The organism is Gimesia sp., from assembly GCF_048260065.1.
Classification (GTDB): domain Bacteria; phylum Planctomycetota; class Planctomycetia; order Planctomycetales; family Planctomycetaceae; genus Gimesia.
The window spans coordinates 496,310-522,856 of record NZ_JBLXHC010000005.1; the positions used below are offsets into that span (position 1 = coordinate 496,310).

At 49.8% G+C, this 26,547-nt stretch carries 21 protein-coding genes; 16 read left to right on the forward strand and 5 right to left on the reverse strand.

Annotation, left to right across the window (positions count from 1 at the left end; translation table 11 throughout):
• Positions 1-248: 248 nt before the first annotated feature.
• From ACN0YN_RS12660 to ACN0YN_RS12705, 10 genes are all read left to right on the forward strand, one after another.
• Complete coding sequence (locus ACN0YN_RS12660; RefSeq protein ID WP_417385373.1) at positions 249-617, forward strand: DUF1257 domain-containing protein; 369 nt, start codon at positions 249-251, stop codon at positions 615-617.
• A complete protein-coding gene (locus tag ACN0YN_RS12665; protein ID WP_417385374.1) occupies positions 614-811 on the forward strand; it encodes a DUF2997 domain-containing protein in 198 nt (65 codons plus the stop codon). Before ACN0YN_RS12660 ends, ACN0YN_RS12665 begins: the two co-directional genes overlap by 4 nt.
• Positions 811-1,038 (forward strand): hypothetical protein, encoded by a 228-nt coding sequence (locus ACN0YN_RS12670; protein WP_417385375.1) that lies wholly within the window; start codon positions 811-813, stop codon positions 1,036-1,038. Before ACN0YN_RS12665 ends, ACN0YN_RS12670 begins: the two co-directional genes overlap by 1 nt.
• Before the next feature lie 94 nt (positions 1,039-1,132).
• On the forward strand, positions 1,133-2,629 hold the full coding sequence (locus ACN0YN_RS12675; protein WP_417385376.1) for an AAA family ATPase: 1,497 nt from the start codon (positions 1,133-1,135) through the stop codon (positions 2,627-2,629).
• A gap of 89 nt (positions 2,630-2,718) precedes the next feature.
• A complete protein-coding gene (locus ACN0YN_RS12680) occupies positions 2,719-3,663 on the forward strand; it encodes a hypothetical protein (RefSeq protein WP_417385377.1) in 945 nt (314 codons plus the stop codon).
• 10 nt (positions 3,664-3,673) lie between these two features.
• A complete protein-coding gene (locus ACN0YN_RS12685; protein WP_417385378.1) occupies positions 3,674-3,919 on the forward strand; it encodes a hypothetical protein in 246 nt (81 codons plus the stop codon).
• Between the two features lie 91 nt (positions 3,920-4,010).
• Positions 4,011-4,214 (forward strand): hypothetical protein, encoded by a 204-nt coding sequence (locus tag ACN0YN_RS12690; RefSeq protein WP_417385379.1) that lies wholly within the window; start codon positions 4,011-4,013, stop codon positions 4,212-4,214.
• Positions 4,215-4,295: 81 nt separating this feature from the next.
• Positions 4,296-5,639 (forward strand): hypothetical protein, encoded by a 1,344-nt coding sequence (locus ACN0YN_RS12695; protein WP_417385380.1) that lies wholly within the window; start codon positions 4,296-4,298, stop codon positions 5,637-5,639.
• Positions 5,640-5,718: 79 nt separating this feature from the next.
• The gene (locus tag ACN0YN_RS12700; RefSeq protein ID WP_417385381.1) at positions 5,719-5,901 is read left to right on the forward strand and encodes a hypothetical protein; all 183 of its coding nucleotides are present in this window, start codon (positions 5,719-5,721) and stop codon (positions 5,899-5,901) included.
• Between the two features lie 285 nt (positions 5,902-6,186).
• Positions 6,187-6,807, forward strand: a complete 621-nt coding sequence (locus tag ACN0YN_RS12705; protein WP_417385382.1) for an RNA polymerase sigma factor — start codon at positions 6,187-6,189, stop codon at positions 6,805-6,807.
• 72 nt (positions 6,808-6,879) lie between these two features.
• Here ACN0YN_RS12705 and ACN0YN_RS12710 read toward each other — a convergent pair whose 3' ends face one another.
• The 3 genes from ACN0YN_RS12710 to ACN0YN_RS12720 form a co-directional block, all read right to left on the reverse strand.
• Positions 6,880-7,476, reverse strand: coding sequence for a DUF4230 domain-containing protein (locus ACN0YN_RS12710; RefSeq protein WP_417385383.1), 597 nt, complete (start codon positions 7,474-7,476; stop codon positions 6,880-6,882).
• A 1,113-nt stretch (positions 7,477-8,589) separates the two neighbouring features.
• A complete protein-coding gene (locus ACN0YN_RS12715; protein WP_417385384.1) occupies positions 8,590-11,970 on the reverse strand; it encodes a protein kinase domain-containing protein in 3,381 nt (1,126 codons plus the stop codon).
• Between the two features lie 601 nt (positions 11,971-12,571).
• The gene (locus tag ACN0YN_RS12720) at positions 12,572-12,775 is read right to left on the reverse strand and encodes an RNA polymerase sigma factor (RefSeq protein ID WP_417385411.1); all 204 of its coding nucleotides are present in this window, start codon (positions 12,773-12,775) and stop codon (positions 12,572-12,574) included.
• Between the two features lie 765 nt (positions 12,776-13,540).
• Between ACN0YN_RS12720 and ACN0YN_RS12725 the strand changes: the two genes are divergently transcribed.
• The 6 genes from ACN0YN_RS12725 (at position 13,541) to ACN0YN_RS12750 (ending at position 24,692) form a co-directional block, all read left to right on the forward strand.
• Positions 13,541-15,229, forward strand: a complete 1,689-nt coding sequence (locus tag ACN0YN_RS12725; RefSeq protein ID WP_417385385.1) for an SUMF1/EgtB/PvdO family nonheme iron enzyme — start codon at positions 13,541-13,543, stop codon at positions 15,227-15,229.
• Positions 15,230-15,450: 221 nt separating this feature from the next.
• Positions 15,451-17,232 (forward strand): c-type cytochrome domain-containing protein, encoded by a 1,782-nt coding sequence (locus ACN0YN_RS12730; RefSeq protein WP_417385386.1) that lies wholly within the window; start codon positions 15,451-15,453, stop codon positions 17,230-17,232.
• A 59-nt stretch (positions 17,233-17,291) separates the two neighbouring features.
• A complete protein-coding gene (locus ACN0YN_RS12735) occupies positions 17,292-18,371 on the forward strand; it encodes a hypothetical protein (RefSeq protein WP_417385387.1) in 1,080 nt (359 codons plus the stop codon).
• A gap of 269 nt (positions 18,372-18,640) precedes the next feature.
• Complete coding sequence (locus ACN0YN_RS12740) at positions 18,641-20,245, forward strand: SUMF1/EgtB/PvdO family nonheme iron enzyme (protein WP_417385388.1); 1,605 nt, start codon at positions 18,641-18,643, stop codon at positions 20,243-20,245.
• Positions 20,246-20,658: 413 nt separating this feature from the next.
• The gene (locus ACN0YN_RS12745) at positions 20,659-22,365 is read left to right on the forward strand and encodes an SUMF1/EgtB/PvdO family nonheme iron enzyme (RefSeq protein WP_417385389.1); all 1,707 of its coding nucleotides are present in this window, start codon (positions 20,659-20,661) and stop codon (positions 22,363-22,365) included.
• A gap of 1,454 nt (positions 22,366-23,819) precedes the next feature.
• A complete protein-coding gene (locus tag ACN0YN_RS12750) occupies positions 23,820-24,692 on the forward strand; it encodes a hypothetical protein (RefSeq protein ID WP_417385390.1) in 873 nt (290 codons plus the stop codon).
• 635 nt (positions 24,693-25,327) lie between these two features.
• Here ACN0YN_RS12750 and ACN0YN_RS12755 read toward each other — a convergent pair.
• A complete protein-coding gene (locus ACN0YN_RS12755; protein WP_417385391.1) occupies positions 25,328-26,005 on the reverse strand; it encodes a hypothetical protein in 678 nt (225 codons plus the stop codon).
• Positions 25,995-26,306: a hypothetical protein gene (locus ACN0YN_RS12760; protein WP_417385392.1), complete on the reverse strand. Its 312-nt coding sequence runs from the start codon at positions 26,304-26,306 to the stop codon at positions 25,995-25,997. Before ACN0YN_RS12760 ends, ACN0YN_RS12755 begins: the two co-directional genes overlap by 11 nt.
• Between the last annotated feature and the right edge of the window lie 241 nt (positions 26,307-26,547).

A 26,547-nucleotide genomic window follows, 5' to 3' on the forward strand; every position in this document is an offset into this window, starting at 1 on the left:
CTGTAGCTTAGAAATAGTAGCATGGAATTTGATGATATTCGTTGAACCTGTTGCCGGTACTGTTACCGACGGGAACCTACTCTGACTTGAGCCTGCTACGAACACGTTCAGTTCAATCGTTTCTGGTCTCCACTCTCACAACTCGTGATCGTTTCAGAGCATTTTAATCGCTCTGGAATAGTCTCTCTAAAGACTATTTCAGGGCGTTTTTTGTTTTACACGTCCCATTTTCCAGAAGGAGTTCTTTTATGTCGCACATTGTCCAGATTCAGACCGAGGTACGTGACCCGGTCGCTGTCGCTTTTGCATGTAACCGGCTCAGACTCCCGGAGCCAGTCCAGGACACGTTCAAACTCTTTAGCAGCGAGGCTACCGGATTGGGAGTGGAACTGCCGGAGTGGCGGTACCCGGTCGTCTGTGACACATCCAGTGGTCAGCTGCAGTATGACAACTTCGAAGGGCGGTGGGGGGACCGGAGCCTCCTAGACCGGTTTCTCCAGGCTTATGCCGTTGAGAAGACACGTATCGAAGCGCGTCGTAAGGGGCACACGGTGACCGAGCAGGCTCTGGCTGACGGATCGATCAAGTTGAAGGTTCAAGTAGGAGGTGCTGTATGAACCAGACAATTGAGATCACAGTTACCCCGGACGGACAGACACGTGTGGAGACCAGGGGCTTTTCCGGTGCAGGTTGTCGCGAAGCCAGTCGGTTCATTGAAGAGGCCCTGGGGAAACGGACCAGCGAACGGACCACGCCGGAATTCTTTCAGGTCGCAGATGAACGGCAACGCCTTCAGGAAGGAGGTGGTTGATGACCAGGGTCCGTCGACAGATCCAACGGCAGCAACGCGAAGATCCGGCTGTCGAAGCACGCCGTATTACCCGCATGCGTAAGAAGTCTGCAGACCTGGCCAAAGAACAGGAAGCCCTCGGTCGCTGGATGACGCGCCTGAAACGTGCCTTCCACAAGGTAGAGAAGCTTCAGGAGCGGATCGCCCGCATGGAACGCCAGCTGGCAGACCTGGAAGATCATACCTGACAGGTAGGCTCCGCACATTCAACAGCCATTCGTTTTCTCAATGCCCCGGCTTCTGCTGAGGCTTTTGCATTTAATCACTTAATAAGGAGTCGCTATGCCGACCACCACTTCATTAACTCAGAAACTGGCCGAACATGTCGCGGCCTGTTTCCCGGGACTGTGGATTCAGTCCCATGAGCACCAGGATGCTCTGACGGAGATTACTCAGCTCTGCCGTGATTCAGAGTGGCAACTGGCAACCTGGGATATTGACACGGGACTCAGCGTCCCCGGCCAGACAGAGCAGGGGGGAAGCAGCACTGATCCGCTATCAGCCATCAAGGCCATCAATGCCCTGGCCACACCTGAGGGAACAGCCATTCTCGTGCTGCAGAACTTTCACCGGTTCCTGCAGTCTGCAGAAGTGGTCCAGGCGTTGTCCCAGCAGATCAATACCGGTAAGCAGAACCGCGCGATCGTGATCATTCTGTCGCCCGTTGTGCAAATCCCTATCGAGCTGGAACGGATGTTTGTCGTAATGGAACATGATCTGCCTCACCGGCAGGAACTGGAAGAAATCGCTCGCGGGATCGCCACGGAAGAGGGGGAACTGCCTAAAGAAGCCGAGTTACAGGTGATTCTGGATGCGGCAGCCGGACTCACCCGTATGGAAGCGGAGAATGCGTTCAGCCTATCACTGGTTCGGGACGGGAGAATCACTGCAGATGCCGTCTGGGAATTAAAGACCCAAACGCTAAAAAAAAGCGGTCTGCTTTCGCTGTACCGTAGCAACGATGACTTCAGCAGCCTGGGAGGCCTGGCGGCGCTCAAGGCATTTTGTAAACGGGCCATGCTGCATCCCCAACGTGGGAATCCACTGAAACGCCCGCGTGGCGTTTTGCTGCTGTCCCCACCTGGCTGTGGGAAGTCACAGTTCTGTAAGGCACTCGGCAGGGAGGTGGGGCGTCCTGTGCTCAATCTCGACATTGGCAGCCTGATGGGTTCGCTTGTAGGACAGTCGGAGGAACGCACACGGGATGCCCTGAAAGTCATTGATGCAATGGCTCCCTGTATTGCCATGATCGACGAAGTCGAGAAGGCCTTTGCCGGGATGAACGGCAGTGGCGACTCCGGCGTCGCATCGCGAATGTTTGGTGTGTTTTTGTCGTGGCTGAACGATCATCAGTCCGACGTGTTCGTAGTCTGTACCGCGAATGACGTTTCCAGGTTGCCTCCGGAATTCAGTCGGAGTGAACGCTTTGACGGCGTGTTTTTCCTGGATCTCCCCGATCGTGAGGAGAAAGATGCGATCTGGACACTTTACCGGGATCTGTTCGAGATCGACGCGAGCCAGTCTGCTCCCGATGACACCGACTGGACCGGTGCAGAGATCAAGTCCTGTTGCCGCCTGGCAGCCTTACTTGATCTGCCTCTACGTCAGGCCGCTCAGAACGTCGTTCCCGTCGCCGTGACTGCAGCGGAATCAGTCAGTCAGTTACGGTCCTGGGCCAGTGGTCGCTGTCTCTCAGCGAATCAACCAGGCATTTACCGAAAACCACAGCAACGAGCCCGCACGCGTCGCAGCGTGAATCACGGAGCGTCCAAGAATTAAAATCCACTTTTTAAATTCAAATCCACAAAAGCCGGTGAGTGACGAAGTAGCGTCATTCGTCGGCTTGTTTTGTTTCTGGAGATACTGATATGACCACATTACTCGAAGAGGCTCCCCCTGAGACAACCATCACTCCCAGTGAGCGACTGCGTTCTTCCATGGCGGCAGCTCGACTGAGCTTTACCTGGCTGGGAGTGAGAAAGTCGCTGACAGCCCAGCAGAAGAACCAGGCCGCAGATTCCTTCGGTGCCGAGGGAAAATACCTCTCTGCCGGTAAGAAGCTGCTGGATACCCGCCATGCCGCATTCAAAGCCGTCACGGCGATCCGGGGGCGTGCGATCGCTTACTGGAAAGGTGTGTCACTTCCTTTTCCGGAACCGGGGATTCGCCTGATCCGCCAGGATGAGATTACGGCCTTCGATCAGTCGATCGCTGGATTCCGCCAGGAACTGGACGAGGCGGTCGACGAGCTGGATCGGCACTATGAAGAACTGCGTAATGCGGCCCGAGATCGTCTGGGGGAATTATTCAATCCCGATGATTATCCACCGTCGCTGATCGGCATGTTTGAGATTGAGCACGACTATCCGTCCGTAGAGCCGCCGAATTACCTCCGGCAACTGAATCCGGAGCTGTACGAGCAGGAGTGTCAGCGGGTGCAGTCCCGGTTTGACGAAGCCGTGCAACTGGCAGAGCAGGCATTCTTAAGTGAGCTGACGCAGATGGTGGATCACCTGACAGAACGGCTGACGGGGCGACAGGATGGGAAGCCCAAGGTCTTTCGGGATACTGCGGTCACCAACCTGACGGATTTCTTTGATCGCTTTCGCCAACTCAATATTCGCTCGAATGAGCAGCTGGATGAACTGGTAGTGAACGCCCAGCAGATTATTACCGGTGTGAACCCCCAGCAACTGCGCGACAGCCAGGATGTGCGCGAACGAGTGGCTTCTCAGATGTCGACAGTGCAGCACAACCTGGACCAGTTGCTGGTGGATCGGCCTCGCCGCAATATCCAGCGACGTCCCAAATAAAGGGGGCTCTATGCAAATACTCATTCAAACCAATGGCGCCGTACGGTGCCTGTATGACGAAACGCTGGATCTGCATGACATAGGACAGCTGCAAATTGAACGTGGTTCTCATGTCGAGCCGGATCTGCAGGGAAACTGGACTGCGGATCTGTCTCCAGTCGGGGGACCGTTACTGGGACCCTATCGAAATCGCAGTGATGCCCTGCACGCGGAACGGGAGTGGTTGGAGACCCACTGGCTGACCGATTCGCGGTAGCAGAATCCTCTATGTGCCCTCCAGGGCGGTGTGTATTCACGCTGCTCCGAGAGGGGCAGCGTTTTCTCATTTTTAGCAGGAGTCAACGCAAATGATACAAGCTCAACTCGACCAGCAGGTCGCTCAGGCAACGGGAGAAGATTTACGGGAAGTCCGGTTTCGTGGTTTCAGTCTTGCCGACCCCATGACTGTCAGTTTTGATCCCGAGCCCTATGACCTACCGCCACAGATTCTGGACTGGGACCAGGCGGATCTGGAACGGAATGTCGCTCTGATAAAACAGCCTGTTCTGTGAAGGTGTTCAAATACCAGTTTTTTCATGCCCATCCGGAGGTTATTACCGGGTGGGCATTTTTCTGATCACACAGGAGTAACGATGATTACTATATCCCGCTCTTTAATACGAGAGTTAAAAACGGTCTTCAGTCGTGGACTGGGAATTACCAGTCGCCAAACAGGTCCGCCGGTCGAGTTTGTGGTCGACCAGCATGGCCTGCGGATGCGAACACGAAACAAGCAGATTGCGTTGGAATATCGTCTTCCTCTCGAAGGCCTGGAGAGCCAGCAGCTTGTTTCACCATTCGGTCTGTTAGGATGTTGCCATGGTGTGAAATCAGATCCGGTTCATCTGCAGGTTGAAAATGACAAGATCCGTGCGGAGTGGCAGGAGGCCGGGATTCCGCAGTCCATTGAGTATCCAGTAGAGGAATGCAAGGAGTTTCCGGAACTACCAGATCAACTTGAACAGAATGAATCTGAGTTGATGGTTGCCTTGGGTGATGCCTGCGAGACTGCGACAACTGACTCAGCCCGATATGCATTGGATCATCTGCAACTGCGGGGCTCTGAGGGGCAGGTGATCAGCACAGATGGCAGGCAGCTGTTGGTTCAGGATGGTTTCAAGTTCCCCTGGGAAGGGGAGATTCTGGTACCCGCTAATCGTCTGTTATGCAGTCGAGAATTTCGCCGCGGGAAGTCGGTCGAGGTCGGAAGGACGCCGGAATGGATGGCACTCCGATCGGGACCGTGGACAATCTGGCTGCGGATCAACGAGAAGGCCCGTTTTCCCAATGTAATGGAACTGGTCAATAAACGTTACGAAGAAGTCGCTTCCCTGCAAATCCCGGATGAAGATGCCGAGTTTATCTGTGCGGTCCTGAAGCCCAAGCCGTTTCACCAGGATGATGCCGGAAAGGTGACCTTGGACTTGAACGGGGAGGTTGCGGTGCGGACCCGTGAAGCAGGGCAGGGGCAGCAGCGGGATTATGTTTTGTGTCGCTCGGATCGATCCGGGGAAAGTATGCGAGCAAATACGAGTCGGGATTATTTCAGGCGGGCTCTGCAGTTGGGGTTTCGGGAGATCAGTCTGAGCGGATCGGATACGCCAGCTTCCTGCCGGGATGAGCACCGGATCTACGTCTGGGCACTGCTGACCCAGGCAGATGCCTTGCAGCCCCAGTCTGATGCCGTGCGGATTGAGTCCACTTCAGTATCGCATCAAGCTGCTCAGTCGCGGAAGAAGCAGAATCATGTGACTGAGCGGGTTCCGTCAGGAAAGAAGCCGTCTGTCGAAGCAGAGCAGGTTCTGACGCAAATGAAGTCTCTGTGTGGTGGCCTGACTGATACTGTGTCGCACATCCGGGACCTGATGTCCCAGCTCAGCGAACAGAGTCAGGCCTGGCATCGCGGTCTGACTTCCGATCAGAGGGTTGGCACCTGAGTATCGGAGTGAAAGAGCTTCTTAAAAATGCCGTCACTGTCAGGTGCAGGCTATTTAATACAACCCTGTGGGAGATTTCATGACCTACAACAGTAAAGACAAATTGAACGCGTTTCATTTAACTGGCAGTCTGGGGGTATCCACACTGTTAGGACTGCTGACCGAGAGCTGGGGCGTGTTCCTCGTGATGAGTTTTTTGCTGGTCGGTTCATCGCTGCTGACTGGTGAGATCCGGATACCAGACAATCGCCCTAAGCGTTAACTTGCAGCCCTGTGCTGTCCTCATTTTGGTTTGATCCAGGTGAGGGCAGGCGGGGCTCCTTGGGCTGTTCGTTCTCTCAATCACTCGGGCTTTTCTTTTATCTATCAGAGAAAACGCGTGAATCCAGAATTAAATGAAAGAAAATCTTACCAGCCAGTCCGAGAATGAAGTCTACGTTAGGTGCTGCCTACCAGAAAGCGTATCCCTTTCTTTTATGCCTCTACAGCCTCATAATCTAGGAAAACACATAGACAGATTTTGAGTGTTCCATGTTTCGGAGGTTCGATGACTGACCAAGAAGGGTACACTACACGACTTCAGGGTTTGTTGGATCGCTGGAGTGCTGGGGATGAAGAGGTAATTGACGAACTCATCGTTCACTCACAGGGACAACTTCGCCGGATAGCAAGTCGGATGTTGGCTGCCAAACCGCATGTGGGCCGCTGGAATCAGACAGACGATGTACTTCAAAACTCACTAATTCGCCTTCATCGGTCGTTAAAGGCAGTTAAGCCTGAATCCAAGAGAGCTTTCAATGGCTTGGCAGCGATCCAGATTAGGCGTGAATTGATCGACATGGCTCGAAGTCTCTACGGACCGGAAGGTCGTGGACGGAATCACAAATCTGATCCTGGTGAAGTTGATCCAGAAGGAAACGCGCGTCCATTGTACGATCAAGCGGACCCTGCGACCGATGTCTACGGTCAGCTTGAAATGGTCGACTTCCATGAAAGTGTTGGCAGACTTGCCGATGAGGAGCGGGAGGTCTTCGAGTTGATTTTTTATCAAGGCATGTCTCAAGCAGAAGTCGCCAATCTGTTGAAAGTCTCTGAACGGACAGTCAAACGACGCTGGCGCCAGGCTCGACTGTCCCTCAGTCGTTCTTTCGGGGAAGAAGAAAAATAGCTTCCTCGCTCTTTATACGAGGGTCTAAAGAACGCGGGTTGTATCGCATGTAGACTGTAATGGGACTAGCATCTATCTTTCGACCTGGATGGGTTTGGCACTCGGTTCGACTGCCGTTTGCCACTCATAGGAAACGCTCCAGTCGACGTCTTGAAAGAGTTTACAGAGAACCCTCTCGGCTTGCAGCTTGGTCGCTTGCAGGTACCCATCATGATTAGCAAGACGGGCCACTTTTTCATCAGCATGTAGCCACACCTCATCACGAAGACTCTTCAGGCCAGGAGAAGGCAACCAAGTCTTTTGCTTCACACCTATCTCCGCTGACCGATGATGATCCACTTTGCTTGAAATGACGTGAGGGGCCGGGAGCGACAGTGTAGCTTTACGGTTTTGTGCATCAACAGATGTGTAACTGGCTAGGGAGAGATCAACACCCAATACCGCCTCGCCGTGCAACATCCAACTGACTTCCCAGTGCTCGTTGTTGCCTGATATGGAATCGGCAATCTGAACTCGGAGTGTCGCTAGGTCGCTCAGAGCATGGATACGTGTGATTGGTGGAACTGGAGGATGACTAGTACCAGACTGACCACCGTAGGCAAACCAGAAACCTGCTCCAAAAACGGTAGCAATGATTACGAATGAAGTGATAAAACTGTACTTATTCATGACAGTTCCTCCGAGATGTAAGAAATCAAAAGTGTCCATTGAGTAAACACTGCATTTTCTGGATGACTGTTCTTAGAGAAACTGTTAGTTCCAGGATTGCATCCGGTTTGAAGCAACATCAAAAGAGTTAGCAAGAAAACTATGGCTTTCCCACACATGGATCTTCTCCTCCATACAAAGCTGAGAGTTCTGAGAAACGCTGAATTAGTGTCTTCCATGAAAGCGAGAGCAGGTTGTTTTGAGGGACACCGGATTCCGGGTTTTTCCTGAAAAAGCAAAATTGCAGACGCTTAGAGTGGAAATGCAAGAAGCCCTCGACCGAGAGAGGTCAGAGGGCTTCCGAGATTCCGGTCGCTGAGGAAAATCTAATTGGAGAACCAGTTCCAACCCCCGCCGAGGTTCGGGGCGGAGTAGCCGCTGGCCCCCCCCGAAGTTGTAATTCTGACCGCCAAACGTGTTCGGCATCGTGTATCCGGTCGAGCCGCCGAAGTTGTAGTTACGACCACCGAACACGTTTGGTCTGCTATAACCACTTGTTTGGCCAAACTGGTAGTTCTGTCCACCGAAGATGTTACGGCTGGACTGGCCAACCGACTGTCCAGTTGATCCGATGTAGTTGTATCCACCGGAAATATTTGGCGTTGTTCGTCCTAAGTAATTGCTGGAACCCCCATAATAGTCTTGGCCCCCGAAGATATTCTTCCAGGACCAGCCATCCGCGCGGGTAGTTCCCGCTTGTGACAAAATCGAAACGACAACAGCCAAGGCAGCAATCTTCTTCAGCATGGATCTTTCTCCCAATCAGGGGACTCGTTTCCGGGAGAAACTACTCACTTCCCCTCGTCTCGAACTAGAAAGCGAGAACCGGTTGAAGAAGGGGCCAGAAAAACACACAAAATAAAACAAAGATAGGATGCCAAGTACAACCAAAGCCAATCATTGCAGACGACCTTGAGCTACCCACCTGGCTTCTGGCCAGCTTGGTCTCTTACCATAGACGCGGCAGTGATCGCCTCGGTGAAATTTTCCCGAATGGAGGATGATGTCGCTGGACTGTCTAGATTAAATATTGTTCTTCGATCCAATCTGAAAACCGAGTTTGAGTATAAGGTTTTAATTGGAAACGTCCCACGGTTCGGCAACAACATTATCACTGCCCAGAAAGCCTCCTTCCGCCTTCAGCAGGATCACCACACCGTTTGACGCCGCCGCCAACTGCGCCAGTTGTTTGTGCTTGTCCGTGGTTACAACCAGAAATCGAGGCGGGGATCTCGATCGCAAGAGGAAGTTAATTGTATCTTGGGGGACGCTCACATCTTCATTCAAAGCTATGATGACTACAAACCCGTGCTCGCTCCCGTCCTGAGTGATCGTCTTGATGACTTTCCCAAGTGGCCGAGTTTCTTCGAACGCACTTGGAGCTTTTTGACTCAGCCAACCGAGGCCTTTCTGTTTGGCAATCGTGTCGGCGGCGCGTGGCCCCTCGAAAAGTGATTGAGCCTTCTCTTCATTGACGTAACCTGCCCAAAGGAAGTTGAACAGCGTGTCACCCGGCAGGGCACGAACGGCGTCACCTAAGGATTCTCGCACGTGATCTTCAATGCGGTTCCGCGCGATGTCGAATCCACCGAGTTCACCAACGTGCCATACTACCAGGATGGGTGACCCCGCCAGTGGTTGACCGTAGAAGTTGTATGGCTTGTCGTCGGAAGTTGCTGGTAAGCCCTCATTGACACGGACTTGGCGGACAAAACGAACCAGGAGTTTGTCGGCTTGTTCTCTCTTAGTGGCATCGGTTTCTATGCTGGTGATTCTTTCCAATACGGGAAGTGCATTCTGGATAACCGCTGGTTCCATCTGGCTCACATCGACGCGGTCAAGCAGTCGCAGGACACGCCCTTGAAGATCGCGCAGCTCTTTGGCCAGTGGCTTGGGACAGTCGGGCAACCGTCCATAGAATTGTGCTATCGATAAATAGATTTGCAGGTTTTCGATAAAGCGTGCTGGATTCTTCCTCTGATCTTCTAGGACGCTCCCAAAGTCGATGACTGCCTCTAGATAGTCATGCGGGTCTGAGGGCAGATCGGCTTCAAACGAGGACTTCCAAGATTCTCGTGCCAGTGGAATGGATGCGATATTTGCCTGACCAAATGCAGTCCTCGCATCCTCGCTGAACGGCCAGATCACAGACCACTTCGGCCAATGATAGTGTCTCTGCAATTCGGACTTCAAGTACATTGTTGTTGGTGTCATACTGCCGAATTCAAATAACGGAAAGCTATAGTCGCCTGAATCAACTGTCTCTTGGAAGAACTTACTCTCCGTCGATATTGACTCACGTATTTCTTGTGCCATCACAAGGGCTTGCGATGGTGGTACGGATTCTGAAAATTGTTTCCAGAAAGTGATGAGCAGTCGCCGCTCTCGCTCGAAGTCACCGAGCAAACCAGCGTGAGCGGCCAAAACGATTATACTTGCGAAATACTCCGCGTCTCCAAGATCTCGCTCTACGATTTCTCGGTGTTTGTTCCAATGCTCTTGAAGAAACTGGCCAATCTCACCCGCTGCTTTCGCTCTTTCTTGCTGAGCATCGGAGAGCCGGAACAGGGCTGCTGATTCGAGTCGGTCTAACTCGCGTGCTGCGAGCGAAAAATCAGGATCGAGTTCTAACGCTTCTTTGAAACGCTTCTCGGCTTTCTCGCTTTGCCCTTTCAACTGGGCAAGACGAGCTTCGCTGTACAATCGAAACGCATCAAACTCGTTCGTTTGCGGATCATTCAAGGCCACTTGCTCTGCCTCGGATGCCTGGATGTCAAGTCCTGCCAAGACTTTCGCACTAAGAGCTTGTTCCAAAAGAAAGATATTGGACTTTTTGCCGGTGACGGCATCAGCAAGCATCACTTCGCCGGTTTCCACTGAAACGAGACGAACATCGACCCGGATATCGTTACCCTCGATCACATAGGAGCCGGTCAATACGTGTTTTGCCGACAAGCCTTTGCCAAATCGAACAGCCGCCTTAGGGTCGATGAAGGGAGACTTGGCTAGTTCGTGTTCATCCAACAAGTCCTTCAGCCGCCCACGTTCAAGCACCTTGAGTGATGATACGCGTGAAAGGCTGGTAACGAGCATGTCGCGAAAACCAAGCCGAAACCCATCGAGATTTCGGTCCTGCGAATGGTTGTCGAAATCCATTATGGCCAACGTGATCGGCTTTGTCGCTGTATCAGCGTCAACCAACCCTGCGACGGACGCTCCGTTTGATCCGACTTGCGATGGGTCGTTTTCGTCTGGCTTATATCCCGAGAATAACAGAAGTGACAGACAGAACAGTAATAGGAAGGCGATCGCCGCGCCGCTGAACAACCACTTTTTCGGAAGTTCGGCAAGTTGGTACTGAACCGTTGCGACCAGCGATGAATGAGACGGCATCCCCGACTGAGAAACAGAATCAGCTAGCGCTTGAACAAAATCAGTACACGAGTTCCAGCGGTCTTTAGGCCGCTTTGCAAGTGCCTTGCCGATGGCGGGACGTTCGTTGGCCGGGACCATCGAGAGGTCCGGCTGCTTTTTACGATGCCCGTTCATGATCTCGACCTGAGAGCCCTCGAATGGTAGCCGCCCGCCGCAGAGCAGGCAGTAGGTGACTGCCAGCGAGTACTGATCGCTACGGTTGGATGTAGTCCCGTCAAAACACTCCGGGGCAGCATAAGCGAAGGTTAGACTACCGGTGTGTCCCGTGGCATCATACTTCATTGACCTTGCGAGTCCGAAGTCCCCGACCTTGACACTACCACCGGAGAGCAGCAAGTTCTGAGGCTTAATATCTCGGTGTTGAATCCGTATCCGTCCTGATTTACCAGGGTCATTGAGAAAGTCGATTGCTTTGGCTGCTTCAGCAAGGTAATCAAAGAGTTCTTCCTTCGGAATGCCGTTGTGGCCTCCCTTTCGGGCTTCGTCTAACCGATCAAGTAGCGTTCGATCGGCAAGTTCCGTGGCGATGATCAGTAAATCACCGATTCGCCATGTACCGAAGACTGAGAGCAGGTTCGGATGCCGAACGTCCTTGATGACGTTGAGTGACCGTTCTTCAATCTCACCGACACGCCCGCCAATCTGCACAAACTTTAGAGCAACGTGAAATCCCCCTGGCGATTCGGCCTTCCAGACCTCCCCGAAACCACCATTTCCAAGCCGGGAGACGAGTGTGTAGCCAGGAATAGGTTCGAGCCCGGGTTGCAATGATGAGAGCCGTAAGTCGTCGCTATGCCCGTTCAGCGTATGGTTTACACTTGTCACTGGACCAGCGAGCTGGTCCAGTTGCCGGTTTATTGATGCAAGTTGCTCGGCCTGCTTACGGAAGGATTTGATAAGTTCGCTGTCTGCTCCCTTCATCCTCTCCTTAACGAACTGATCCAATGTAAGTGGGATGGGTGACTCCTGCAGATCTTCCCATTCATCCAGGAATTGATCGATTAGGAGTTCGTCCGACATGAGTTACCTCATTCTAGTTGTTTTACTAAGTATTAGACCAAACGTGCAGTGGTTATTGTATCACTCATGATGCAACGGGCTCTACCTGTAGCAGAAAAAAACATCCGTTTTCAGAACTCCAGGATCTATCATCGGAAGAGGATTGAATTCAGAATTTCCTGCCACCGGATTATAAAAAGTATTTCCGTTACACGATTTCTATCCAAAAATAAGGGTCTCAATCTCAATACAGTAATTTCAGGCTTGTAATTCAATACTTCAAAACAGTCGTTTTCAATGACAAAAAATAGTCATCTCAGAACCTTAGATCGTACCTCGATAGTTACCCGTTTTTCTGCTTCACATGATCTTTCAATTTTCTTAGAACACGAGACTTACTCATTCGGACTCCCGCAGCCGAAAGACCTAACCTTTTTCCCACTTCACTTGAAGAGCGTTTTTCAACGATAACTCCCCTGAATGCATCCCAAGTTCTTTTCCCCAATTTCCTGCGAATATGTTCAATTGATGGTAATACCCCTTGGTACCACCAGTGCGGAAGAGATTTCTTGTCGAGAGGAGTGGTGTGCGAGTTTCGGAGAGTGAGTTGCCGATCTAGGGACTACTCATCCATTAAGGACAATCTCTTCTTTTTCAACCACCGAAAATGGTCAATGATTCGACTTTTCATGATTACGCGCAGCCAACCCGTGAAATTCACTTCAGGCTGTTCCCAGTTCTTCACGCCGATAGATTTTAAAACTGTCAGAAAGACCTCGTGGTAAATATCGTCCCGGTCAGCATGTGACAGATTCGTTTTTCCAATCCAATCACGAACTTAAGGGCTATATATCTAAACTAGTTTGTTCCAGGCCTCAGCCTCTTTTCTCTGGCATCCCTTCAATAATTTAAAAAGTCCGGTAAGAGAATTCTGATGATCCACCCGATTCATATCTTTCCTTTTCATTCGATGATCTGATCTGGAAAGTCAATACTTTCAATGGGAAGAGCGATAGGGGAGAGAAACAGGGGACAGAAGAATTAGCAAAATCCCTTTTAATTATGAAGCGTAATTGATTCTCAAGTTGATAGAGTGTCCGAGACATTGTGAACTTTACCGTCTCCGAACGTTGTTCAGAGGCAAGTGAGAATTAGGCCCTATCCTCCCTTGGTCTGAAAATCCTTAAATCGGGATGACGGTTATTATAAGGTACGCGGGTACGCCATTTTAATTCCTAATTCCGACGTTCCACTTGATTTCCGTTTGTCCCACATTCTGCCATTTACTTTTTTCGTCATCTCATTTTTAGAAAATATTTTAATTTTCTGGAAGATCTCGCAATTTCATTCGTTTCCCTGCCATAGAAAACTCTCTCTGTTGTTGAATGTTCATAAGAATGAGCCAATTCTGCCTTAATTATAGCTGAATCATCATGGGAAACTTGTATACTGGTGTCTTGTAGTCAATTGGCCATTCTATCGAGCTCAAAAAAATTTCAGCGTGGTTATTGACCAAGGCAGTGACCAGCCAGCGAAATTTCGAGCTCAAGCCCCCAGGACTGAGGCATATTCCAAGCAAAAAGGTGAGAACATGGGATCAACCCTGAGCAATAAATTAAACAGCATACCTGCGTTTCGATGTATATTGCTGGTAGTTTTAGTCTGTGTTTTATTTCTGCCCGGTTCTACTATTAAGGCTGATTCAGAACTGCCGCCACGATATTACGCCCTGGTGGTCGGGGTAAAGCAGTACGATCCCAACGAACTGCGGCCACTTCCGTATGCTGAGCCTGATGCGACCGAATTGTCAAAGGTCTTGAAAAATAAAGGCTTCCGGCGTGTGGTGCTGATGACACAGACAGAGGGGGCGAAACAGTTTCGCTATCTGCCGACTTCTAAAAATATTCGGACCACACTGGAGGGGCTGCTCAAGAATAAACGGAAGCAGGATGTTGTACTGGTAGCGCTGGCCGGTCACGGGGTGCAATTCCGTGGTGAAAACTCAGCCTACTTCTGTCCCATGGATACCAAACTCAAAAAACGGGAGACACTCATTTCCCTGAAGGAAATCTATCAACAGCTTGAGGGTTGCAATGCAGGCACGCGTCTGTTGTTGGTGGATGCCTGCCGCAACGATCCACAATCCGACAATTCCCGCTCCGCAAACGAAGTGAAGATCGAAAGTGTCACCCGGCCTCAAACGATAAAACCACCGGGGGGAGTGGCGGCCTTGTTTAGCTGCTCTTCCGGCCAGCGTGCCTACGAAAGTGAGAAACTCAAACACGGGCTCTTTTTTCATTCGATCATCGAAGGACTGAATGGAAAAGCGGACTTCCGGAAAAGTGACCCGTTAACCTGGTCAGAACTCGTAGCCTGGACGAAGGGGGAAGTTCCCGATCTGCTGGCAGACATCTATGGTGACAATGTCGAGCAGTTTCCCGAACTGGTCGGGAGTATCCGAGGGCGAATTCTAGTCTTTCCCGGACCTGCTTCTCGTCAAGCGCTCAACGATGAAAAGAAACAGTTCACCAACAGTATCGGGATGGAATTAGTAAAGATTCCAGCGGGTGAGTTTACGATGGGTTTCAATTTGAACCTCTCAGATGACCCTTCAGACAAGCTATTATCCGACCGCCATCCACATCCAGTTCATATTTCGCAGTCCTTTTATATGGCCAAAACTGAGGTGACCCAGCAACAATGGAAAGCAATGATGGGAACAAAACCTTGGATGGATGGGACTTATGTGAAGGAAGGAAGCAATTATCCCGCAAGTAATATGAGTTGGGGAGATGCGATCAGGTATTGCCGCAAACTGAGTCAGAAAGAGGGGAAAACGTATCGTTTACCGACGGAAGCGGAGTGGGAGTATGCGTGTCGAGCTGGTTCGACGACGATGTATAATTTTGGTGACGATGCCAGTCGTCTTGGAGATTATGCATGGTATGATAAGAACGCAAACGATGTTGGCGAGAGATATGCACACAAAGTTGCGCAAAAGAGGGCAAACCGCTTTGGACTATACGACATGAATGGAAATGTACGGGAGTGGTGTCAGGACTGGTACGGGGAGGATTATTATGAAAAATCACCCTACGATGATCCAAGCGGCCCAAGCGGCCCTTCTATCATCGGTTTAAGTCGAGTATTCCGAGGGGGGGCGTGGAATGATTCTAAACGGGAGAATTCTTCTTCATACCGTTTTCACGGTTTCCGTGGCGACAAAAGCGGTTTGAGTGGCGACGGTATCGGTTTTCGTGTGGTGTGTGAGTTGTATTAGTCCCCCAGTCTTCCTCTTTTTGTACTCTGTCTCTCCGAACTCTGTTCTCTGAATGGGGATGCAGGGGGTTTACCCCCTGCTGAGACTATTATGTGAACAATATCAAAATTCCAACGCACCAGAATTATTATCAAAAAATAAATAAAACCCGGGAAGATTTTACGAGGGATCGCGTTTTCCTGGTTAGACCAACAACATAATACCTGACTAAGAGGCCTGACATGAAACCGTTTTTTCTGACAATACTGGCTCTGCTGTTGGGCAATCAGTTCACTCAGGCAGCTGAGAACCAGTCTGAATTATCCCTGAAAGCGTTCGCCGTGCTCAAGACGCATTGCTATCGCTGCCACGGTGTTGAGCAACTTGTTAAAGGGCTGGATGTCCTCAACCACAAGTCTCTGACTGCCAATAATGGGGGAGAGGAATTCGAAGCCTACTACGTGGTGCCGGGAAATCCTGATCAGTCGGAACTCTGGCAGTCTGTAGACCCCGAAAACGCCTATATGCCGAAAGAAGGGTCTGCGGAAGCAGCTTCAATCACTAATGCCGAGCGGCTGATACTGAAAGAGTGGATCAAGCAGGGAGCTGTTTTTCCCAAACGCCGGATGCGAGAGTTTATTTCAACCAAAACCATCTTATCAGCGATGCGGGACTACCTGTTCCAGGCCAAAGCCGATGATCGTAAGTTTCTGCGATTTTTTACCTTCACCCATTTGTATAACAATAACGAAAAAGTCACTGGGTATGACCTGCGATTGTACAAAGCGGCCCTGTCGAAGGTAGCAAATAGTTTGAGCTACCAGCGTTCAATGCATCTTCCGCAAGCAGTCCCTGGTAGTGAAGGAACGGTGTTTGTGGTCGATCTCCGGCGTCTGGGATGGGACCAACGCAACATTTGGCTTGAAGTACTGAAACAGTATCCTTACGGTTTGAAATACGATTATGTCCAGGACGAGGAGACACAACAGATTGCGAAGGACCTAGCACTTCTCTCCGAAAGTTCGTTACCCTTTGTGAGAGCAGACTGGTTTGTGTTCATGGCTTCGCAGCCCCCCTTGTACCACACAATTCTTGATCTGCCCGAGACTATTCAAGGTTTAGAACAGCGCCTGGAAGTGGACTTCCACAAGAACTACCAGAATGGGTGGAAAGCAGGCGGCTTAGGAAGGGCCGGTTTCGGGCGTAGTGGAGTTTCACGACAGAATCGATTGGTCGAACGACACAAAACAGGGGCGGGGGCTTACTGGATCAGCTATGACTTCAAACCACGCCGCGCACGCGGGGATTTAGTCCGTTTCCCGTTGGGGCCTGAATTTGAGGGAAACAAATTTAACCGACACTCCTTCCTGCATGACGGCGGTGAAGTCATTTTCAACCTGCCCAACGGTTTGCAGGCCTATATGTTAGCCGATGGTCAGGGGAACCGTCTGGATATCCCGGCACCAGCCGATGTTGTCTTCGATTCCGCCGCCGTATCCGGAACCCCGGCAATCATCAATGGACTTTCCTGTATGAGCTGTCATCGGAACGGTATGATATCGAATCTCAAGGATGAAATACGGGGGGCTAATGCTGTGGGAGGGACCATTTTAGATAAAGTGAAATCGCTCTACCCACCTTCTGATGTCATGGATCGCTGGCTGGAGCAGGACTCACGCCGCTTTCAGACTGCTTTGCAGGAAGCGACTGGTCCGTTTTTACAGGTCGAGGAAGATGCAAAGAAACCGATAACCGAATTTCCAGAGCCGGTGGGAAAAGTGGCTGGTCAGTATCTGGCCGATTTAGCGCCGCTGGAGATTGCCCTGGAACTGGGGATCGAGAATGTCGAAATTCTCCAAGCAAAAATCGAAGCAAATCGAGAACTGCTTAAACTTGGTCTGGGTACATTGACCCAGCAGCCGGCAGGAACGATCAAGCGGGAAAAGTGGGAGACGCTGGATGGGACATCCCTGTATCAGGATGTCGCCGTCGAACTACGAATCGGTACTGCAGTCCAGCATTAAATGAACCATGACAGATTATCAAGTTCAGCATAAAGTCAAAAGTAATTAAGGAATAGAAAATGTCTCTAATTAAATCGGCGATTTTGAGAATGTGGATGGGGTTTTGCCTGGTCGCAATACTGGTTCCGAATTTCGCACAAGCCGAGGACGCACTACATCTCGAACTGACAGCACTGGCCCAGGATATTTATAAGCTGGTCGACAAACGGGGCGGAGGAGCCGTCGCCGTGGGGGGATTTACGGCAGCCTCAAATGTTCGGGGAAGCAGCGGTCCTGATGTCCAATTGCAATTGTCAGCTGCCCTGCAAAAAACAGGACTTACTGTCAATTTTGAGGAATATAAATTTGAAGTCACGGGGAATTATTTAGGATTTACTGATAAGGAAACCGGCGCTTATGGTGTCAAAATCGTCTCCCGGGTAATCGATTCGGATGGAACCACACTGGCTGAGTTTCCGCGTCTTGTTTTTGGTGAGGAGACAGTGCCTCGAATGTTGGGGATCTCGGTGAAAACTCCGCCCAATGACAGTGCATTCGATCGTTCCAGAAAAATCAAAGACGCTCTCAAAAATCCCCAGGTCAATCTGCGAGGTACCCGAATCGCTACCACGGTATCGTCACCCTACTCAGTTGAAATCCTGGTCAAAGACGGAAATGACTATGTCGCACGATCGGCAACCCTGGATTCTAAACGACGACCATTCGTCGGAATCAAGAAAGACGAAGTCTACGCGGTGCGACTGGTCAATGAATCTGATCATGAGGCCGCCGTCAATCTGTCGATCGATGGGATTAATAACTTCTGTTTCAGTAAAACGAAATCGACTTATTGGATTGTTCCAGCCAAATCGACCAGACTGATTAAAGGCTGGCATAAAGATAGTTCTACATCAATCGAGTTCAAAGTCACCGGCTATGCAGATACGGCAACGGCTTTGTTGAAATTGAAGCCGTCGACGAGTATCGGTCAGATTTCAGCAGCCTTTAGTGCTTCCTGGGGCGAAGGCAGTCGCAAACCCCATGATGAAGCTTCCAGCCGTGGGACCGGTTTTGGTGATGAGGTCAGTACCAAAACAAAGCAGGTCACGCGTTTTATTGGCCACGTACGTGATGTGATTGTTGTGAGATATGAGAAGTAACTTAAAGGCAGCAGTGGGCTGTTCAGATCTGAGTCAAGAGTATAACTGCAACGTGATTCAAGTTGTGCTTTTAACCATGGTCTTTAGATATCAGTTCATTATGACACGGTTGTGTGTACTTTAGGTGTATTTATCTTCAAACCAGAGTCCTGGTAGCATAGAATTTATCCTGACCACTGGTGGAATTACATTTTTCGGAATCCGCCTTTCCAGAAATCCATGATAGTTTCTAGCCCTGGCTTTATTCGATTTCCACAAAGGAAATATCCATGACCATGCAAAAATATCTGCTTTCCTTAACTGGTATCGTGTTATTCACTCTATCTGGTTTGACCTCTGCACGGGCGACGGACTACGCCTTTCTGGTGGCTGTACAGGATTATGATGTCAAACAGCTCAAACCACTGAATTACACGCGCAACGACATTTTAGCGTTCCAGAAAGCACTGATTGCTTCGGGGTACGACAAGGACAACGTTGTCCTGATGCACGATGATTTGAAGACGCTTGGGAAATTACGCTACATTCCGGAGTCGGACAAGATTCGTGACGAATTGAAACTACTCCTGGGAACCCTGGAAGCGTCAGATACGATCATCGTCGCCTTTGCTGGGCACGGAGTTCAATATAAAGGCGAGGACGAGAATTACTTCTGTCCTGCTGATACGGATTTAAACGATGAAAAACGCCAGACATTGATTGCGTTGAGTGAGATCTATGAAGCCCTGGAGAAGACAAAAGCTCGTAAACGGCTGTTGCTGGTGGATGCCTGCCGAAATGATCCACAAAGCCAGCTGGGCCGCAGTTCCAGCAAAGCCAGACTGGAAAGTGTTACGCGCCCCCAGATTACGCCTCCGCCCAAAGGCGTCGTTGCTCTGTTCAGTTGCTCGGAAGGACAACAGGCTTATGAGTGGCCCGATCTGAAACACGGCGTGTTCTTCTACCATGTGTTGCAGGCGTGGCAACAACCGCAAAATGATCTGTCGTTGGATCAGCTGATCTTCAAAGCCAAGTCAGAAACGAAAAGATTTGCCCGCCTCAATTTAGGGACCTTGCAGTCACCCGAGCAGAAGGGCTTTTTCCCTGGGGAGTGGGTTTTGCGAACAAAGATCGATCCAAAACAGTTTACAAATAGCATCGGTATGCAACTGGTAAAGATACCCGCCGGCGAGTTTCTGATGGGTAGTCGCAACTTGGCAAACGAGATTGCACGGCTTTTTGATAGCAAGGCAGAATATTATGAAGACGTGCACCCTGAACATCGGGTGAAGCTCAGCAGACCATTTTATATGGCGACATCCGAGGTGACCCAGCGACAATGGAAAACGGTGATGGGCACGGAACCGTGGAAAGGAAAGGAATATGTTAGAGAAGGGGCCGATTATGCCGCGAGTTACGTGAGTTGGGAAGAAGCGACCCAGTATTGCCGCAAGCTGAGTGAGAAAGAAGGTAAAACATATCGTTTACCGACGGAAGCGGAGTGGGAGTTTGCCTGTCGTGCAGGCTCCAGAACCGTTTACAGTTTTGGAGACGATGCGAGCAGTCTGAGTGAGTATGCCTGGTATGATGTTAATGCATACGATATCGATGAGAAATTTGCACATAGAGTTGCTCAGAAGAGGTCAAACGCATTTGGCCTATACGACATGCATGGAAATGTGTGGGAGTGGTGCCAGGACTGGTACGGGGATGATTATTATAGAAAATCCCCTACCGCTGATCCGAGTGGCCCTTCATCCGGCTCTGGTCGCGTTTTGCGTGGCGGGTCGTGGCTCCGCAACGCTCTGTTCAATCGTTCTACGGACCGTGACTGGAACACTCCTGATTACCGTCTCTTCGACGTCGGTTTTCGTGTGGTGTGTGAGTTGTATTAGTCCCCCAGTCTTCCTCTATTTTGTACTCTGTCTCTCTGAACTCTGTTCTCTGAAAGGGGGGGGCAGGGGGTTTACCCCCTGCTGGCTCCGAAATTTGAACAACACGATATTCTAGATGTTCTGTTTTTTATAGAACGGGGGAAGAAACTCTGACAACATTCGTTGTCTTCCTTGAGGGACAGTCAATCTGGTCGATTTCAGCGTTCAGTTAACAGATGCAACGAGAAGCGTGTTGGAAATTATGATGGTGATGGCAGGCAGTTGTCTGCGGGTATAAGCATGGTTACCATTGGGATTATCTATTCAGAGTATTTCCCGATCCGATAACAGGCGATTCAAAGTGAGGAAAGACGATGAAACAAAGTCGATTTTGTCAGACAATAACCAACTTGTCAGTTCTCCTGATATTGTCTGTGTGGCTCTCAGATAGCCGGGCCGCCAATTATGCTTTTCTGGTCGGAGTGAAGAATTACGGACAGCGAAGCGGCTTGAATGCGCTTCAATACACGGAGAATGATGTCGAGGAGTTAGCCAGCTTACTGCATGCCAAGGGATATCATCAAAAAAACATCACTGTGCTCACGCAGACCCGCAGCCTGAAGGAACCAGGACTCTCTCCCACCAGAGAAAATATTCTGCGGGAACTGGATCTGATTCTCAAGGGGCTCAATCCAGACGATAGTGTACTGCTGGCGTTCGCCGGGCATGGCGTCAAATTCAAAACAGGTAAAGATAGCTATTTCTGCCCGATTGATACTGAGATCAAGGAACGCAAACACCTCATTTCCTATGCCACGATCTATGACAAATTAAAAGCATGCCCGGCCAGTCACAAGCTGTTGCTCAGTGATGCTTGTCGTAATGACCCTCTCTCCAATACGGGACGCTCGATTCCCAGTGTGACCCGGCCCGAACCTAATATTCCTCCCGGGAGTACAGTTGCCCTGTTCGCCTGCCAGGCGGGACAGGAAGCTCAGGAAGACCAGGATCTAAAACATGGTGTCTTCTTTCACTATGTGCTGGATGGACTTCGTGGCGCCGCAGACCGACGCGGTAACGACTCAACTGGTAATAGTAACGGAACGGTCGAATTGACGGAACTGGTGGCTTATACACAACAGCACGTCAAAGATCATGTGCGGGGCAAATTCCGCACCAGCCAGATTCCTGAGTTGCAGACGCATGTGACAAACATTCAACAGTTGATTCGGTATCCTGTATTGAGTCTCCGAAAATCGATTACGAACAGCATTGGCATGCAACTGGCAGAAATACCCGCCGGTGAGTTTCTGATGGGCAGTGGTAAATCGGCGGCTGAGATTGCACGATTGTTCGAGAGCAAGGCAGAAAACTTTGCAGACGAGCACCCTCAACACCGCGTGAAAATAACAAAGTCGTTTCAGATGGGGGTTTTCGAGGTCACTGTGGGCCAGTTTCGTCAGTTTGTAGAGGCAACAGGCTACCAAACCGAAGCAGAAAAAGATGGTGAAGGGGGATATGGCTGGAATGAAACGACTGAAAAGTTTGAAGGCCGTGATCCGAAATACAATTGGAAAAACACCGGGTTCAAGCAGACTGACGAGCATCCGGTAGTGAATGTGACATGGAACGACGCAGTCGCGTTCTGCAAGTGGTTGAGCCGCCAGGAAGGGAAGTCGTACCGATTACCGACGGAAGCAGAATGGGAATACGCGTGCCGAGGAGGCACGACAAGCCTTTATCAGACCGGCGATGACCCGAATGGTTTGGCTGTTATCGGCAATACTGCCGATCAAACCGCGAAGGACCGATGGACCAACTACCAGACGTTCGATTATCTTTCTGTGCGTGACAACTACGTTTTCTCCAGTCCTGTGGGAAGTTTTCGATCGAACGCGTTTGGCTTGTACGACATGCACGGTAATGTATGGGAGTGGTGCCAGGACTGGTACGGGGAGGATTATTATGGAAAATCTCCTATCACTGATCCGAGTGGCCCTTCCTCCGGCTCTTCTCGCGTTTTGCGTGGCGGGTCGTGGAGCTTCAACCCTCAGTACGATCGTTCTGCGAACCGTTACAGGTGCTCTCCTGATTACTGTCACAACAACTTCGGTTTTCGTGTGGTGTGTGAGTTGTATTAGTTCCCCAGTCTTCCTCATTTTTTGTTTTCTATGACTCTGAACTCTGTTCTCTGAAAGGGGGTGCAGGGGGTTTACCCCCAGCCAGCATCGAAATTTGAAAAATGATGAGCTCACCCGACACACCTTTATTCGTTAAGACTCACGATTTCTTGCTATGACTGTTACGGTAAATCGAAAGATCGAATTGTAACCAATGTGGCTACCCAAAACTGGTTTCCCGCCGACAATCTACTGAGTGTCCTGCCTCCACGATAAGTACCAATCGGAAATCTGACCAGCCAGATTTTTGCGAACACAATCCTCGACGAGCTGATCATGACATCAAAGTGGAACTCCATGTTCCTGGGTAGGTACATGGTACCGATGATCTGATCTTATCCGATCAATTCCTCGCAATGTCTCATCTAAAAAACTGTTCTTTTTTCAAAATCTTTGGTTTTTGCGGGAAGATTCTCTGACAACGATCGTTTCCCCGGTGTCGAACCAAACTTTCACACTTTTTTTAAAAGAACAGGAGCCGATGATGAGAAACATGACCAAGCTGAGAGTCAGTCTGATGGCGGTTATTTTAGTAGGAGTGATCTCAATTTCAGGAGTTAATTCCGCTTCCGCCGGATCTCGGTGTCACAAATCAGATCATTGCTGCTACCGTCAGGTCACGACCTATCAGTATCAGAAGGAAAAACGCACCGTTTACTTGACGCGATATGATCATTGTGGGAATCCGTATGTTGTGAAGAAGGTCTGCTACCACACGGTAAAAGTTCCCGTAACGCGCTGGGTGAAGGTCTGCCACTAGATTGATAAGCAGGTTTTAACTTTTGAGCCAGGCAGAGCGGATCGCTTGTGGACGATAGGGAAATTAGTCCCCTGAATTGCAAAATCATAATGAAGATCGGAATTGAATCTTTGCGAAGCAATCTGTGCCCCTGATTACAGACCACGAAAAGACTGTAACAGAGTGACAGGTGTTTGTGATGAATTTCAATCTTATCCGCCCAAGAAGGTGTCGCTCTCCTGGCTTTCTCTAGACCCCATTAATCCATGCAGGTGGAAGCAAAAACATCGTTCCAGAAACTTGAATGTAAGCCTGGCAAAAAAACATCTCACTTTTGACGGCATATCTATGGGGGGACGTTCAGATTGCGAAGAATCTGTTAATAGATCAATTTCTTAAATGCTGACCGGCCATTTCTTAATGGAGGCAGAAATATCATCGGACCTAATGAACCAGTACAAAAAGTCGTTCGTCAGGAAGAAGTGGCTCTATTCCATAGCTGTATGCGTCATCCTGATGAACTACGTCAAAGAATTGTCAAACTCCGGTTGGCGAGCATGATCCACCGTATAATCAGTGTGCAACAAAGCGTCGAAAACAGTACCGTGCAGCTGCGAGGCGATCGTGCAAACGATATTTTAAAATATTACATCAAAATAAGTCAGGAGGGAAAACTATGAATCTCGTTGCCTTCGACCTGCCTGACAAAACGAAAGAGATCAGTGAATGGCTGGAAACACAGCTGACGGGGCCCAATATATCGCAAGTAGTAGCACAGTTTTCAGCGGTACATAAAGACCAGGATCAAAAACGATCTTTAGACGATGTGTGTGGTGAACTGTGGAGTAAGATACTTCGAGACGGCATGGCAGAACTACGACCAGTTCAACTAGCACAATTGCTTACACAACCTTACCTGTTACTGGAACTGCAGGAGCGACTGCTACTTGAAGGGGGCGAGTATTGGCAGCAACGTTTTCAGCATCATAAAGAGGAACAGGAAAACGATCGGATCAAGGAATACCTGTTAGATCAAATCCAGAAAGTCAATACAGCTTCTGAGTCAGTTCAGCGTCAAACAGATTATATGAAAATCTCATTCCAGAAATCTGTAATCTTGGGATTCATCTCAACTGCTTTGGTATTAATTGCTGTATTTCTTAATCAACAACCAGCAAAGCCTGGCTGGGGCTGGGACCGCCCAGAGGTTTTAACCGCCGACATTCCGGCAGACCAATATCTGAACCAGTTAGCCGATTCGGCGAATGAATGGTCTAACAAACCGACTGCAACAAAAGCAGAGTTACTCACCCGTTTAAAACAGTTTCGCCACGGCTGTGAAACCTTGATCAAAGCCCCTCATCCTCAACTATCTCAAGAAGACCGCACCTGGTTAATCGAACGCTGTCAGGCCTGGGCTGGGAAACTGGATGATCAGATCACGGCTTTGGATCATGGAGCCGATCTCAAATCTGCCGATGCGGCAGCAGATGCCCTGATCAACAAGCTGATCAAGGCCTTGAGAGAAAGGGCACAGAGTGTCTCCTGATCATGCTTTTCTGCAAACTTCGATAATGTATACCCCGCGATTTCAGCAGTTAAAAATTAATTGGAAATACTGAATGGAGTTCCAGTAGCTTTCACCGATCAACCCTCGAAGCGCTAGGTTAGCAAGAGCGATGTAGACAGGGGATACGGGTAGAGCGTTCACCCTTCCCAGGACAGTCTTAAGTTTGTATGAACAGGTTGTGTGTCAAATTCCCATTCCAGGGTAGTCGCTACGGTTTCAGTCCGGTGTTAAAAGCCGTAATTACGAGGTGATATGGCAGCTTCAACACAATCTCAATCGTTAATAAGACATTAGCGACCATAAAAAAGTGCCAGCAGCGCGCCCCGTTCTCTAAGAAGAATTCACTGTTAACCCCGTATCACACTATCTAACTGAGAGCGGTACGCAACAAAGAGGTACCGATTCACCTGACAACAGGGCATTTTTTACTCTATATCTAGCTTACACCGCGTTTCGCATAGACGTTTTCTTCAGAGATGTGAACAGTTTTAATTCTGATAAAGCTTCCATGTGCTACAAATGGCCAATCCATCACTTCATTCAGTTCTATCCAATTTCCCATGTTTCATAAGACACTTGTATCATAGCAGAGAAAATTCATAGTCTACGCCATTCTAGTGCGATTCAATGCCAGAAATTCCATCGCCCAAACCAAGCAACTCTGTCAGGCGATTATGCCCGTTGATACGATGCCCGTTTACTGGCTGCTGACTATTAGTACTGGAGGTCGGTTCCTCCATATTCGTCTGCTCTGACTTGACTGCCTCGTCATCCCGAGTTCTTTTCCGTTCAGGCTGATCGGTGTCGGATGTTTTCGTCGTCGGCATAAGTTTACGTAACATGGACAAAGCTCCGATCGACTTGGTGTGTACATCAGCCATCGTCCGATATCGCTTAAGACGATACTCAGCCCACTTCAAGGATTTTTCATCTTGCTGAGCATCGTGTGCTTCACAGTAATGAATCCGAAGCCATGTCGTCACGACCCTTTCTACCAAGAGCTTCTCCAACGGGGATGGAGATGGCCCGGACAACTCCTGCTTTATATCATTAACCTTCCGCACCAGACACTGCTTAAGATGTTTGTCTTGACCACCAATCAAGTTGACCCAGGAGGCCTGGGCTTGAAGTGCAAGATCACCAGCCTGGGTCCATAAGATCGGGTTGTTGTCGAGGTATTCACAAAGACGGGGTATTACCTGTGCGTCACCTTGCTTGGCTCGTGCGATCAGAACCTTAAGCTCTGCCACGGCATCCTCATGTGTCATTCGGTCTGATTCATTAGTTTCCACGACGTTTCCTCCATCGACTGTAGTTCTGACGCCAGAAACCTGCTCCCAGCAGGACAGCTTCCATCAATATCGTACTAACCGTCTCGGCCTGTTTCGAAAGTTGGCAGGCAGTGGCAGTTTTCATCTCCTCACTCGAAATCAGTCTGTGACAGGTTTCTCGGTTCGCTCGCTCGATAGCAGCTGATTCAGCTGCTTCGTGTGCCGCAGGACCGTTCCCGAGATACAATTTTCTTACTACCCCGTCCTGCCGCACAGAACGATAGTAATAAGTCGCAGTATTGCCTCGATTTTCCCAAGCCATGATAAACCACCTAGTGCTACAAAATGCCAATTAATTACTTTTATCCATTGTACCAGGATTCATAAAATTCGAGGAGATGAATGTGATGAAGAAGGGGGGGGCCAACATCTAAAAACCACTTTCTGAATTCACCAGGCCATTCTTCCGAAACTTCCGGGGTAGCAATCTATCTCCCGCGCTCATCTGCGGTATGATCGACGTTTACGAAACTGAATCCTGCCCTCCTGTTCAACGCCTAAAA

Bases quoted from the DNA above. Each gene is read 5' to 3' on its own strand.
- ACN0YN_RS12660 (WP_417385373.1), top strand. From the start codon at position 249: ATGTCGCACATTGTCCAGATTCAGACCGAGGTACGTGACCCGGTCGCT.
- ACN0YN_RS12665 (WP_417385374.1), top strand. From the start codon at position 614: ATGAACCAGACAATTGAGATCACAGTTACCCCGGACGGACAGACACGT.
- ACN0YN_RS12670 (WP_417385375.1), top strand. From the start codon at position 811: ATGACCAGGGTCCGTCGACAGATCCAACGGCAGCAACGCGAAGATCCG.
- ACN0YN_RS12675 (WP_417385376.1), top strand. From the start codon at position 1,133: ATGCCGACCACCACTTCATTAACTCAGAAACTGGCCGAACATGTCGCG.
- ACN0YN_RS12680 (WP_417385377.1), top strand. From the start codon at position 2,719: ATGACCACATTACTCGAAGAGGCTCCCCCTGAGACAACCATCACTCCC.
- ACN0YN_RS12685 (WP_417385378.1), top strand. From the start codon at position 3,674: ATGCAAATACTCATTCAAACCAATGGCGCCGTACGGTGCCTGTATGAC.
- ACN0YN_RS12690 (WP_417385379.1), top strand. From the start codon at position 4,011: ATGATACAAGCTCAACTCGACCAGCAGGTCGCTCAGGCAACGGGAGAA.
- ACN0YN_RS12695 (WP_417385380.1), top strand. From the start codon at position 4,296: ATGATTACTATATCCCGCTCTTTAATACGAGAGTTAAAAACGGTCTTC.
- ACN0YN_RS12700 (WP_417385381.1), top strand. From the start codon at position 5,719: ATGACCTACAACAGTAAAGACAAATTGAACGCGTTTCATTTAACTGGC.
- ACN0YN_RS12705 (WP_417385382.1), top strand. From the start codon at position 6,187: ATGACTGACCAAGAAGGGTACACTACACGACTTCAGGGTTTGTTGGAT.
- ACN0YN_RS12710 (WP_417385383.1), bottom strand. From the start codon at position 7,476: ATGAATAAGTACAGTTTTATCACTTCATTCGTAATCATTGCTACCGTT.
- ACN0YN_RS12715 (WP_417385384.1), bottom strand. From the start codon at position 11,970: ATGTCGGACGAACTCCTAATCGATCAATTCCTGGATGAATGGGAAGAT.
- ACN0YN_RS12725 (WP_417385385.1), top strand. From the start codon at position 13,541: ATGGGATCAACCCTGAGCAATAAATTAAACAGCATACCTGCGTTTCGA.
- ACN0YN_RS12730 (WP_417385386.1), top strand. From the start codon at position 15,451: ATGAAACCGTTTTTTCTGACAATACTGGCTCTGCTGTTGGGCAATCAG.
- ACN0YN_RS12735 (WP_417385387.1), top strand. From the start codon at position 17,292: ATGTCTCTAATTAAATCGGCGATTTTGAGAATGTGGATGGGGTTTTGC.
- ACN0YN_RS12740 (WP_417385388.1), top strand. From the start codon at position 18,641: ATGACCATGCAAAAATATCTGCTTTCCTTAACTGGTATCGTGTTATTC.
- ACN0YN_RS12750 (WP_417385390.1), top strand. From the start codon at position 23,820: ATGAATCTCGTTGCCTTCGACCTGCCTGACAAAACGAAAGAGATCAGT.
- ACN0YN_RS12760 (WP_417385392.1), bottom strand. From the start codon at position 26,306: ATGGCTTGGGAAAATCGAGGCAATACTGCGACTTATTACTATCGTTCT.